This window comes from Methyloversatilis discipulorum (assembly GCF_000385375.1).
GTDB classification, from domain to species: domain Bacteria; phylum Pseudomonadota; class Gammaproteobacteria; order Burkholderiales; family Rhodocyclaceae; genus Methyloversatilis; species Methyloversatilis discipulorum_A.
Genome location: NZ_ARVV01000001.1, coordinates 2,933,082 through 2,944,983, shown reverse-complemented (window position 1 = coordinate 2,944,983; position 11,902 = coordinate 2,933,082). Strand labels below are relative to the sequence as shown.

Below are 11,902 nucleotides of genomic sequence, written 5' to 3'. Positions count from 1 at the left end.
GGGACGCGTTATGGGTTCGATGAGAGATTTGTTCGGCGGGCTGATGCTGACCGAACTGGTGAAGGGCATGGCGCTGACCGGCCGTCACCTGTTCGCGCGCAAGATCACCCTGCAGTTTCCGGAAGAGAAGACGCCGCAGTCGCCGCGTTTCCGCGGCCTGCACGCGCTGCGCCGCTATCCGAACGGCGAGGAACGCTGCATCGCCTGCAAGCTGTGCGAGGCGGTGTGCCCGGCGATGGCCATCACCATCGAGTCGGACCAGCGTGACGACGGCACCCGTCGTACCACGCGTTACGACATCGATCTGACCAAGTGCATCTTCTGCGGTTTCTGCGAGGAAGCCTGTCCGGTCGATGCCATCGTCGAAACGCGGGTGCTCGAGTACCACGGTGAAAAGCGCGGCGACCTGTACTACACCAAGCAGATGCTGCTGGCCGTCGGCGACCGCTATGAAACGCAGATCGCCAAGGACAGGGAAGCGGACTCGAAGTACCGCTGATGGCCGGGCCCGCGTGAGCGGGCAGGGCTCAAGGGAACGGACAAGAACGAACCGATGATGGATTTCCAGACCGCAGTTTTCTTTTTCCTCAGCGCCATCCTGGTCGCTGCATCGCTGCGCGTCATCACTGCGCGCAATCCGGTGCACGCGGCGCTCTACTTGGTGCTGTCCTTCTTTACCGCCGGTGGCATCTGGATGCTGTTGCAGGCCGAGTTCCTCGCGATCGCGCTGGTACTGGTCTACGTCGGCGCGGTGATGGTGCTCTTCCTCTTCGTCGTGATGATGCTGGACATCAATATCGAACGGATGCGTGAGGGCTTCTGGGCGAATCTGGTACCGGGGCTCATCGTCGCCGGCCTGATGCTGGCCGAGATGTTCGCCGTGCTGGGCGCGAAGTACTTCTCGGCGGATCGCATGCCGGCACCCGAGGCCGCCGCCGCCGGCTACAGCAACACCAAGGAACTGGGGCGCCTGATCTACACCGAGTACGTGTATCCGTTCGAACTGGCTTCGGTCATCCTGCTGGTCGCCATCATCGCGGCCATCGCACTGACCATGCGCAAGCGCAAGGACACCAAGTTCCAGGAACCGGCCAAGCAGATCGCGGTGCGCCGTGAGGACCGCGTGCGCCTGGTGTCGATGCCGGCCGAGAAAGACTGAGAAAAGAAGCGCACGACATGACCTCCTTGCCCCTTTCCTATTTCCTGATGCTGGGCGCCGTGCTGTTCGCGATCAGCGTGGTCGGCATCTTCCTTAACCGGAAGAACCTCATCGTTCTGCTGATGGCGATCGAACTGATGCTGCTGGCGGTGAACATGAATTTCGTCGCCTTCTCGCACTACCTCGGCGACCCGTCCGGCCAGATCTTCGTTTTCTTCATCCTTACCGTAGCCGCCGCGGAATCCGCGATCGGGCTGGCCATCCTCGTGGTGCTGTTCCGCAACCTGAACACCATCCACGTCGATGATCTGGACAGCCTGAAAGGTTGAGCGACATGACATCGATGCAAAAGCTCTATCTGCTCGTCCCGCTCGCGCCGCTGTTCGGCGCCATCATCGCCGGCCTGTTCTGCCGCGTCATTCCGCGCTGGGTCGCGCACAGCGTCACCATCCTCGGCGTCGCCGTGGCACTGGTCGCGTCCTGGGTCATCTTCCAGGACGTGCAGGCCGGCAACAGCTTCAATGGCGCGCTCTACACCTGGGCGACCAGCGGCGATCTGAAGATGGAAATCGGTTTCCAGATCGACAAGCTCACCGTGATGATGATGCTGGTCGTCACCTCGGTGTCGCTGATGGTGCACCTCTACACCATCGGCTACATGGCCGAAGACCCGGGCTACAACCGCTTCTTCTCCTACATTTCGCTGTTCACCTTCTCGATGCTGATGCTCGTCATGAGCAACAACTTCGTGCAGCTGTTCTTCGGCTGGGAAGCGGTGGGTCTGGTGTCCTATCTGCTGATCGGCTTCTGGTTCAAGCGCCCGACCGCGGTGTACGCCAACCTGAAGGCCTTCCTGGTGAACCGCGTCGGTGACTTCGGCTTCCTGCTCGGCATCGGCCTGATCGCGGCCTACGCCGGCACGCTGAATTACGCCGAGGTGTTCGCCAAGCGCGAGGAACTGGTCGGCATGACGGTCGCCGGTACCGACTGGCCGCTGCTGACCGCGGTGTGTATCGGCCTGTTCATCGGCGCGATGGGCAAGTCGGCCCAGGTGCCGCTGCACGTTTGGCTGCCGGATTCGATGGAAGGCCCGACTCCGATCTCGGCGCTGATCCACGCGGCGACGATGGTGACGGCCGGCATCTTCATGGTCACCCGCATGTCGCCGCTGTTCGAACTGTCGGAAACCGCACTGTCCTTCGTGCTGGTGATCGGCGCGACGACCGCGCTGTTCATGGGTTTCCTCGGCATCATCCAGAACGACATCAAGCGCGTCGTCGCCTACTCGACGCTGTCGCAGCTTGGCTACATGACGGTCGCGCTGGGCGTGTCGGCATACTCGGCCGCGGTGTTTCACCTGATGACCCACGCCTTCTTCAAGGCGCTGCTCTTCCTCGGTGCCGGTTCGGTCATCATGGGCATGCACCACGACCAGGACATGCGCAATATGGGCGGCCTGTGGAAATACATGCCCATCACCTGGTTCACGTCGCTGCTCGGTTCGCTGGCGCTGATCGGTGTGCCGTTCCTGTCCGGCTTCTACTCGAAGGACTCGATCATCGAGGCAGTGCATTTCTCGACGATCCCGGGTGCCGGCTACGCCTACTTCTGCGTGGTCGCCGGTGTGTTCATCACCGCCTTCTACTCCTTCCGCATGTATTTCCGCGTGTTCCACGGCCCGGAGAACTTCGGCAAGGCGCATGACGATCACCCTGCGCACGGCGACGATCATCACGACGATGACCACCACGACGAGCACCATGGCCTCGCCCCGGGCGAGAAGCCGCACGAGTCGCCGTGGGTGGTGTGGGTGCCGCTGGCGCTGCTGGCCATCCCGTCGGTGTTCATTGGCTACTTCACCGTGCAGCCCATGCTGTTCGGCGACTGGTTCGACGGCGTCGTGACCGTGCTGCCGGAGCACGACGTGCTGGCCAAGGTCGGTGAGCACTTCCACTCGGCCGCCGGCATGGCGATGCACGGTTTCACCGCGCTGCCGTTCTGGCTCGCGCTGGGTGGTGTCGTGCTGGCCTGGGTCATGTACATCGCGATGCCCTCGCTGCCGGGCCGCATCGCGCCGATCTTCCGCCCGATCAATGCGGTGCTCGAGAACAAGTACTACTTCGACCGCTTCAACGAGATCGTCTTCGCTGGTGGCGCCCGTCTGCTGGGTCGCGGCCTGTGGGCCGCGGGCGACCGCACGATCATCGACGGTGTGCTGATCAACGGTTCCGCCTCGGCTGTCGGCGCGTTTGCGCGCCTCGCCCGCGGCATACAGACCGGGTACATCTACCGCTACGCGTTTGCAATGGTGATCGGTGTCTGTCTCCTGCTGCTGTGGAGACTGGGCTTCAAGTGATGTGGTGCGGGCGGTGAGGCTGCCGCCCGTGGCGTGAATTCAGAGGGAGTGCCAGACGCGGTTGCCCTGACCGGTGAACGTGTCGGCTGAACAAACAAAGAAATGACCGATATTCCCCTTCTCAGTCTTGCCGTATGGCTGCCGATTGCCGGTGGTCTGCTCGTGCTCGCCAGTGGCGACGGCCGCAATGTGGCCTTCTCGAAACTGATCGCGCTGGTCACGGCCATCTTCGGCTTCCTGGTCACGATTCCGCTCTACACCGGCTTCGATACCGCGAGCGCCGGCATGCAGTTCGTCGAGCTGATGCCCTGGGTGCGCGACTACAACATCAACTACCACCTGGGTGTCGATGGCATCTCGATGCCCTTCGTCATCCTGAACAGCTTCATCACCGTGCTGGTGGTGATGGCCGGCTGGACGGTGATCGAGTACAAGCCCTCGCAGTACTTCGCGGCCTTCCTGATCATGTCGGGTCTGCTGAACGGCATCTTCTCGGCGCTCGACGGCATCCTGTTCTACGTGTTCTTCGAAGCGTCGCTGATCCCGCTGTATCTGGTCATCGGCGTCTGGGGCGGCAAGAACCGCGTCTATGCGGCCTTCAAGTTCTTCCTCTACACGCTGCTCGGCTCGCTGCTGATGCTGGTCGCGCTGCTCTACCTGTTCCACAAGAGCGGCAGTTTCGCCATCCTCGACTGGCACCGCGAGCCGCTCGCGATGACCGCGCAATCGCTGATCTTCTGGGCCTTCTTCGCCAGCTTCGCGGTGAAGGTGCCGATGTGGCCGGTGCATACCTGGCTGCCGGACGCCCACGTCGAGGCGCCGACCGGCGGTTCGGCCGTGCTGGCGGCGATCGGCCTGAAGCTCGGTGCCTACGGCTTCCTGCGGTTTTCGCTGCCCATCGTGCCGGACGCGGCACAGCACTTCGCACCGGTGGTGATCGGCCTGTCGCTGATCGCGGTGATCTACATCGGTCTGGTCGCGCTGGCGCAGACCGACATGAAGAAGCTGGTCGCCTATTCGTCGATCTCGCACATGGGCTTCGTCACGCTGGGCTTCTTCATCTTCAATCCGCTGGGCGTTGAAGGCGCCCTGGTGCAGATGATTTCGCACGGCTTCGTGTCGGCCGCGATGTTCCTCTGCATCGGCGTGCTGTACGACCGCATGCACACCCGCAACATCGCCGACTACGGCGGCGTCGTGAACACGATGCCGAAGTTCGCCGCGCTGTTCCTGCTGTTCGCGATGGCCAATGCCGGCCTGCCGGCCACCTCGGGCTTCATCGGCGAATTCATGGTCGTGCTCGGCGCCATCCAGTTCAATTTCTGGACCGGCTTTGCCGCCGCCACCACGCTGATCCTCGGCGCGGCCTACACCTTGTGGATGTACAAGCGCGTGGTGTTCGGCGACGTCGCCAACAGCCACGTCGCCGAACTGAGCGACATCAATGCGCGCGAAATGCTCATCCTCGGCGTGCTGGCGATCTGCACGCTGGCCATGGGCATCTGGCCGCAGCCGGTGACCGAAATCATGCATGCGACCGTGAACCAGCTGCTCGACCATGTCGCAGCCGGCAAGCTCTGACGGACCAAAAGAATGAACTTCCCTCTGCCTGACTTCTTCCCCGCATCGGCCGAAATCTTCGTGCTGGTGATGGCCTGCGTCGTGCTGCTCGCAGACCTCTTCAAGTCCGAACGCCAGGGCTGGCTGCCCTACGTGCTGACGCTGGCGACGCTGGCCGGCGCCTTCGCCATCCAGGTTGGCACCGCCGGACCGGACACCACGCTCACCTTCAGCGGCATGTTCGTCGATGACCGTCTCGCCGACGTGCTGAAGGGCTGCCTCTACATCACGGTGTTCACGGTCGTCGTCTACAGCCGCGATTACCTGATGGCACGCGGTCTGGAGCGTGGCGAGTACTACCTGCTGGTGCTGTTCGCGACGCTGGGCATGCAGGTGATGATTTCGGCCAACCACTTCCTGACGCTCTATCTGGGCCTGGAACTGCTGTCGCTGGCGATCTACGCGCTGGTTGCGCTGGACCGCGAATCGGCGCGCGCGACCGAGGCGGCGATGAAGTACTTCGTGCTGGGCGCGCTGGCGTCCGGTCTGCTGCTGTACGGCATGTCGATGATCTACGGCGCCACCGGCACGCTGGAGATTTCGGCCATCGCCCGCAAGCTGTCCGACCCCGCGACCAATATGGACGTGCTGCGCTTCGGCCTGGTGTTCCTGGTGGCCGGCCTGGCCTTCAAGATCGGCGTCGTGCCTTTCCATATGTGGATTCCCGACGTCTATCACGGCGCGCCGACCGCGATCACACTGCTGATCGGTTCGGCGCCGAAGCTCGCCGGTTTCGCGATGGCGATCCGCCTGCTGGTCGACGGCCTGCCGACGCTGGCGGTCGAGTGGCAGCAGATGCTGATGCTGCTCGCCATCCTGTCGATCGCGCTCGGCAACGTGGTCGCCATCGCGCAGACCAACGTCAAGCGCATGCTGGCCTATTCGACCATTTCGCACATGGGCTTCATGCTGCTCGGCCTGGTCAGCGGCGTGATCGAACTGCGTGCGTCGGGTGACATCCACCTCTCCTACGCCTTCGGCAGCGCGATGTTCTACACCATCGCCTACGTGCTGATGAGCGCTGCCGCCTTCGGCACGCTGCTGGTGCTGACGCGCGCCGGTGTCGAGGCGGAAACGCTGGACGACCTGAAGGGCCTGAACCGCCGCAGCCCCTGGTTCGCGGCGGTGCTGATGATGGTCATGTTCTCGATGGCCGGCATTCCGTTCTTCATCGGCTTCTTTGCCAAGCTTGCCGTGCTGCAGGCAGTCGTCGCGGCCGGTTACATCTACACCGCCGTGTTCGCGGTGCTGCTGTCGCTGGTCGGCGCCTTCTTCTACCTGCGCGTGGTCAAGCTGATGTACTTCGACGAGCCGCTCGACTACAGCCCGCTGGTCGCCTCCGGCGAGATGCGCGCGCTGCTGTCGGTCAATGCGCTGGCGATCGCGCTGATCGGCCTGATGCCGCAGTCGCTGCTCGCACTGTGTGCGTCGGCCCTCGGTCAGGCGCTGAAGTAAGCGACGGATGGCGGAAGACCTGACCGAAAGTACGCTGGACAGCCGTCAGGTCTACGACGGCGTCCTGCTCAAGGTCTATCAGGATCAGGTCCGTCTGCCGGACGGCAAACAGGCCGTCCGTGAGTACGTGAAGCATCCGGGAGCGGTGGTCATCATCGCCATCCTGCCGGACGGGCGCATGGTGTTCGAGCGCCAGTACCGCTACGGCCCGCGCCGTGTCTTCCTCGAATTTCCGGCCGGCAAGATCGATCCGGGCGAGCCGATCGAACAGACGGCCATCCGCGAACTGCGCGAGGAAACCGGCCACGAGGCCGACAGCTGGGAACACCTGGGCACGATGCACCCCTGCATCGGATACTCCGACGAGCGCATCGAAATCTTCCTCGCCCGCGGACTTCGCCACGTCGGCGCCTCGCTCGACGAAGGCGAGTTCCTCGAAGTGACCGCGCTGTCGCTGGAGGCCGCGATGTCGGCCGTGTGGCGCGGTGAACTGACCGACGCCAAGACGCTGGCCGCCCTGATCTGGGCGCAGCGCGTGTTCGCCCAGGGCTTCTGAGCCCCTGCATCTGAGTCGCTGATCCGGCGGCCCGCCGGGGCCATCAAGCGCGGCAGCACGAATGATCGAGATTGCACCGTTGGAGCGGGCGCCGCAGTCCGCTGGCTTTGGCACAGGCCGCTGTCGGGGTCAGAAGACCCCTCCCACAGAACCGTCGCTCGGACTCCGGCCACGGCTCGGGCGCCTCTCCCTGTGGGAGCGGCCTTGGCCGCGACTGCGGCGGTCCGACAGGGGCACCATCGACAGCGACGTCCGACTTAGTCGGCGATGCGCTGAATCGGCTGATCCTGACAGTGGGCGAGCCAGGCGCTCGCCGGCCCGATGCCCGGAATGATCACATCCGGCGACACCTCCAGCAGCGGCAGCAGCACGAAGGCGCGCAGATGCGCCCGCGGGTGCGGCACGTTCAGGGTGTCGGTGTTGATCACGCGGTCCTCGTACAGCAGCACGTCCAGATCCAGCGTGCGTGGCGCGTTCAGGAATTCGCGCACGCGGCCGTGCGTGCGCTCGATTTCGAGCAGGGCGTCGAGCAGGGCCTGCGGTTCGAGTGTCGTGCGCACGCGCGCCACCGCGTTGATGAAATCGGGCTGGTTGTCGTAGCCGATCGGCGCCGTGCGGTAGAGCGACGATTTCCGTTCGAGCACGATGCCCGGCGCAGCGGCCAGTTCGTCGAGCGCTGCGCGTACCTGCTTTTCCGGATCTGCCAGGTTGGCGCCGAGCCCGATGTGGGCGATGTGGGTGGGGGCTTCTTGGCTCATGTCGTGTTCTCTTGATCTGGCCGAACTTTAGCACCGCCGGCCGTGGCGCCTCCGCGCCGCAGCGCCATTGTGGCGGCCTCGACACGGCGCAAACCTAATCTGGATCAAGGTGCACCGTCCGTTCAGCGGGCACAGTGCGCGCCATTACCGCAAGGAGGCGCGATGTCCGCACTCGAACTGAAGCAGGAGCACGTGCTCGGCCTGGCGCCGATGGACGACATCCACCGCGAATTCATGCAGCTGCTGGCCCGTCTGGACGACGCTTCGGCATCGGCGGCGCTGACCGTGCTGGACGAGCTGGTGGCGCACACAGAAGCGCATTTCGCGCAGGAGGACGTGTGGATGGAGGCGTCGGACTTTCCGCCGCTGCACTGCCATCGCGGCGAACACGAGCGCGTTCTCGAGGTGCTGCGCGAGGTCAGACGCCTGGCCGCGGCCGGCGACGCGGGCATCGTGCGCACGCTGGCGCGCGAACTGCCGGTGTGGTTCGAGCACCACGCCTCGACCATGGACACCATGCTGGCCGAGCACATCGCACTCACCGGCTACGACGCCCGGACCACGCTGCCGGAACTGGCGGAAGCCTGATCGTTCCGCTCAGACGCGGTCGCGCATCAGGCGCGCCTTCTCGCGCTCCCAGTCGCGCTTCTTCTCGGTCTCGCGCTTGTCGAACTGCTTCTTGCCCTTGGCCAGACCGATCTCCAGCTTGATGCGGCCACGGGTGTAGTGCAGGTTCAGCGGCACCAGCGTGTAGCCGGCGCGCTCGACCAGACCGATCAGCTTGCTGATCTCGTTGGCGTGCAGCAGCAGCTTGCGGCTGCGCGTCGGGTCCGGTTTGATGTGGGTGGAGGCGGTCGGCAGGGGCGACACGTGCATGCCGATCACGTACACCTCTTCGCCCTTGAGCACCACGTAGGCTTCCTTCAGCTGCGTGCGGCCGGCGCGGATCGCCTTCACCTCCCAGCCTTCGAGCACGAGGCCCGCTTCGAAGCGTTCCTCGATGAAGTAGTCGTGAAAGGCCTTCTTGTTGTCGGCAATGCTCATGAAGTGAAACCGGTGAGAGGCGTGCTGAAATGAAATCGGGGCTGCGTAGGGGGCGCTGCCGCGGATAGAATCGCGATTTTACCTTCTGATGACATGGCTGAAGTCCGAAAAACCGTGCTCATCGAGCGCAGTGCCGAACAGATGTTCCGCCTCGTCGATGACGTGGAACACTATCCGCAGTTCCTGCCCTGGTGTGGCGGCAGCCAGCTGATCGAGCGCACCGAAGTGCTGACACGCGCGCGCATCGACATCAACTACCACGGCGTCAAGGCTCACTTCGTCACCGCCAACGACAAGGTGTTCCCGCGCAGCATGACCATCCGTCTGGTCGAAGGACCTTTCAACCGGCTGGACGGCACTTGGCTGTTCACACCGCTGGGCGAGGCCGCCTGCAAGGTCGAGTTCAACCTGCATTACGAGTTTTCGAGCCGGCTGATCGAGAAGGTGGTCGGGCCGGTGTTCAGCCATATCGCCAACACCTTTGTCGACGCCTTCGTGAAGCAGGCGGATCGCCAGTACGGACAGGGAACGCAGTGATGAGCGACAAGATCCACGTGCAGGTTGCCTACGCGCTGCCCGAGCGGCAGGACATCGTGACGATGGAACTGGTCGCAGGCGCCACCGCTCAGCAGGCAGTCGAGGCTTCCGGACTGCTGCAGAAGTATCCGGACATTGATCTGGCGAAGAACAAGCTCGGCGTCTTTTCCAAGCTGGTCAAGGCCGACCAGGTGCTGCGCGATCGCGACCGCGTCGAAATCTACCGTGCGTTGATCGCCGACCCGAAGGAAGTGCGGCGACAGCGCGCCGCCGAGGGCAAGGTACTCAAGAAGGGCGGCGGCGAGGCCGAACCGGCGGCCTGATCCGCGCCCTTACTTGCACCACTCCGACACCGACTTCTGCGCTTCTTCCATTTCCTTCGCGCGCCCGGCGTCGTCGAGGAATTCGCGTTCGCCCTGCGTGTTGAAGCGCACGATGCGCTGCCCCGACTGCAGCGCGGCGAGCTTGCTGCGCGCCCGTGTGCAGTTTTCGGCCATCCGGTCTTTCTCGGCCTGTTCCTTGGCCTGTTTGGCTTCCGATTCCAGACGCTCGTCGCGGCGTTTCTGGAACTCCTGCAGCTTCTCCTTGACCGAGCCCGAACTGTCGCCGGACGGCGGCGGCGGATTGATGTTCTTCTTCGTCGCGTTGGCGCCCGGCGGTGGAGTGTCGGAAAAAACGGTGCGTCCCTGGGCGTCCTTGTACTGGTAGACCTGGGCGGCGCAGGCGAGCGGAACACTGAGCAGCACGGCTGCGGCGATACGGACGAGCACTTCACAACTCCTCGATTGAGCGCCTTCTGGCGCGGCTTTCAGGGCCGGGTGCAGACGGCTGCGTCGACCGGCGTATAATACGTTTTTGCTAGTTGGGAAAGTAGTCATGCGTGTTATCCAGAAGGCGCTGACCTTCGACGACGTGCTCCTCGTGCCGGCCCACTCCAACGTGCTGCCGCGCGACGTCAGTCTCAGTACCCGTATCTCCCGCAACATCCGCGTCAATCTTCCGCTGCTGTCCGCCGCGATGGACACCGTCAGCGAAGCCCGGCTGGCCATCGCGCTGGCCCAGGAAGGCGGCCTCGCGATCATCCACAAGAACCTCACCGCCAAGCAGCAGGCCGCCGAAGTGGCCAAGGTGAAGCGTTTCGAGGCCGGCGTCCTGAAGGACCCGATCACCATCTCTCCCGATATGACGGTTCGCGAGCTGCACGGGTTGACACGCAGTCACCGCATCTCCGGTTTCCCGGTGCTCGACGGTGATCGCGTGGTCGGCATCGTGACCAACCGCGATCTGCGCTTCGAAACCAATCTCGACCAGCCGGTCTCGCGCATCATGACGCCGCGCGAGCGCGTCGTATTCGTGCGCGAAGGCGCGTCGCTCGACGAAGCGCGTTCGCTGATGCACAAGAACCGCCTCGAACGCGTGCTGGTGCTGGGCGAGAACGACACGCTGCGTGGCCTGATCACGGTCAAGGACATGCTGAAGTCGACCGAACACCCGCTCGCCGCCAAGGACGCGCACGGCCGTCTGCGTGTCGGCGCTGCGATCGGTGTCGGTGAAGGCACCGAAGACCGCGCCGCCGCGCTGGCCGAAGCAGGCGTTGACGTCATCGTCGTCGATACCGCGCACGGCCATTCGCAGGGCGTGCTCGACCGCGTCAGCTGGGTCAAGCGCACCTTCCCGCACATCGACGTGATCGGCGGCAACATCGCCACCGCCGACGCTGCCCGCGCGCTGGTCGATGCTGGCGCCGACGGCGTCAAGGTCGGCATCGGCCCCGGTTCGATCTGCACCACACGCATCGTCGCCGGTGTCGGCGTGCCGCAGATCACCGCCATCGACAACGTCGCCACCGCGCTCGCCTCGACCGACGTGCCGATGATTGCCGACGGCGGCATCCGCTACTCCGGCGACATCGCCAAGGCGGTCGCGGCTGGCGCCAACGCGGTCATGCTGGGCGGTCTGCTGGCCGGTACCGAAGAGGCCCCGGGCGAGATCGAACTGTTCCAGGGCCGTTCCTACAAGTCCTACCGCGGCATGGGTTCGCTCGGCGCGATGCAGCAGGGCGCCGCCGACCGCTACTTCCAGGATCCGGCGTCCAACGCCGACAAGCTGGTGCCGGAAGGCGTCGAGGGCCGCGTGCCCTACAAGGGCCCGGTGGTGAACGTGATCACCCAGCTGATGGGCGGCCTGCGCGCATCGATGGGCTACTGCGGCTGCGCCACCGTGGACGAAATGCGCTCGAAGGCGCAGTTCGTCGAAATCACCTCGGCCGGCATCCGAGAGTCGCACGTGCACGACGTGCAGATCACCAAGGAAGCGCCGAACTATCACGTTGATTGAGATTCAAGGTTCAAGCTGCAAGATCCAAGGGGTCTTGCAGCAGCCTGTTCCCAGTCCCGCGGCGGGTCTTTTGACCCGCC

General features: G+C 64.2%; 14 protein-coding genes. 11 read left to right on the top strand and 3 right to left on the bottom strand.

Annotated features, from left to right (window positions below; genetic code table 11):
- The first annotated feature begins 19 nt into the window (after positions 1-19).
- From nuoI to METRZ18153_RS0113760, 7 genes are all read left to right on the top strand, one after another.
- Complete coding sequence (gene nuoI, locus METRZ18153_RS0113790) at positions 20-499, top strand: NADH-quinone oxidoreductase subunit NuoI (protein WP_198291215.1); 480 nt, start codon at positions 20-22, stop codon at positions 497-499.
- A 57-nt stretch (positions 500-556) separates the two neighbouring features.
- Entirely contained in the window at positions 557-1,159 is a 603-nt protein-coding gene (locus tag METRZ18153_RS0113785; RefSeq protein ID WP_020165275.1) for an NADH-quinone oxidoreductase subunit J, read from the top strand.
- A gap of 17 nt (positions 1,160-1,176) precedes the next feature.
- Positions 1,177-1,488, top strand: a complete 312-nt coding sequence (gene nuoK / locus METRZ18153_RS0113780) for an NADH-quinone oxidoreductase subunit NuoK (RefSeq protein WP_020165274.1) — start codon at positions 1,177-1,179, stop codon at positions 1,486-1,488.
- 5 nt (positions 1,489-1,493) lie between these two features.
- Complete coding sequence (gene nuoL / locus METRZ18153_RS0113775; RefSeq protein WP_020165273.1) at positions 1,494-3,515, top strand: NADH-quinone oxidoreductase subunit L; 2,022 nt, start codon at positions 1,494-1,496, stop codon at positions 3,513-3,515.
- Positions 3,516-3,617: 102 nt separating this feature from the next.
- Positions 3,618-5,096: an NADH-quinone oxidoreductase subunit M gene (locus METRZ18153_RS0113770; RefSeq protein ID WP_020165272.1), complete on the top strand. Its 1,479-nt coding sequence runs from the start codon at positions 3,618-3,620 to the stop codon at positions 5,094-5,096.
- A gap of 12 nt (positions 5,097-5,108) precedes the next feature.
- Positions 5,109-6,590: an NADH-quinone oxidoreductase subunit NuoN gene (gene nuoN, locus METRZ18153_RS0113765; protein ID WP_020165271.1), complete on the top strand. Its 1,482-nt coding sequence runs from the start codon at positions 5,109-5,111 to the stop codon at positions 6,588-6,590.
- A gap of 7 nt (positions 6,591-6,597) precedes the next feature.
- On the top strand, positions 6,598-7,146 hold the full coding sequence (locus tag METRZ18153_RS0113760) for an NUDIX domain-containing protein (protein ID WP_020165270.1): 549 nt from the start codon (positions 6,598-6,600) through the stop codon (positions 7,144-7,146).
- Between the two features lie 257 nt (positions 7,147-7,403).
- On the opposite strand, the gene folK is transcribed toward METRZ18153_RS0113760, so the two are convergent.
- Positions 7,404-7,904 carry a 2-amino-4-hydroxy-6-hydroxymethyldihydropteridine diphosphokinase gene (folK, locus tag METRZ18153_RS0113755; protein WP_020165269.1) on the bottom strand — a complete coding sequence of 167 codons (501 nt, stop codon included), beginning with the start codon at positions 7,902-7,904 and terminating at the stop codon, positions 7,404-7,406.
- A gap of 162 nt (positions 7,905-8,066) precedes the next feature.
- On the opposite strand from folK, the gene METRZ18153_RS0113750 reads away from it, so the two are divergent.
- On the top strand, positions 8,067-8,492 hold the full coding sequence (locus METRZ18153_RS0113750) for a hemerythrin domain-containing protein (protein ID WP_020165268.1): 426 nt from the start codon (positions 8,067-8,069) through the stop codon (positions 8,490-8,492).
- A gap of 9 nt (positions 8,493-8,501) precedes the next feature.
- Here METRZ18153_RS0113750 and smpB read toward each other — a convergent pair whose 3' ends face one another.
- Positions 8,502-8,948: an SsrA-binding protein SmpB gene (smpB, locus tag METRZ18153_RS0113745; protein ID WP_020165267.1), complete on the bottom strand. Its 447-nt coding sequence runs from the start codon at positions 8,946-8,948 to the stop codon at positions 8,502-8,504.
- A gap of 93 nt (positions 8,949-9,041) precedes the next feature.
- Here smpB and METRZ18153_RS0113740 point away from each other — a divergent pair, with 93 nt between their 5' ends.
- Positions 9,042-9,485: a type II toxin-antitoxin system RatA family toxin gene (locus METRZ18153_RS0113740; protein ID WP_020165266.1), complete on the top strand. Its 444-nt coding sequence runs from the start codon at positions 9,042-9,044 to the stop codon at positions 9,483-9,485.
- Positions 9,485-9,808 (top strand): RnfH family protein, encoded by a 324-nt coding sequence (locus tag METRZ18153_RS0113735; protein WP_019917544.1) that lies wholly within the window; start codon positions 9,485-9,487, stop codon positions 9,806-9,808. Before METRZ18153_RS0113740 ends, METRZ18153_RS0113735 begins: the two co-directional genes overlap by 1 nt.
- Before the next feature lie 9 nt (positions 9,809-9,817).
- On the opposite strand, the gene METRZ18153_RS0113730 is transcribed toward METRZ18153_RS0113735, so the two are convergent.
- Positions 9,818-10,255 carry a DUF4124 domain-containing protein gene (locus METRZ18153_RS0113730; RefSeq protein ID WP_020165265.1) on the bottom strand — a complete coding sequence of 146 codons (438 nt, stop codon included), beginning with the start codon at positions 10,253-10,255 and terminating at the stop codon, positions 9,818-9,820.
- Between the two features lie 106 nt (positions 10,256-10,361).
- Here METRZ18153_RS0113730 and guaB point away from each other — a divergent pair, with 106 nt between their 5' ends.
- A complete protein-coding gene (gene guaB / locus METRZ18153_RS0113725) occupies positions 10,362-11,822 on the top strand; it encodes an IMP dehydrogenase (protein ID WP_020165264.1) in 1,461 nt (486 codons plus the stop codon).
- Positions 11,823-11,902 lie beyond the last annotated feature (80 nt).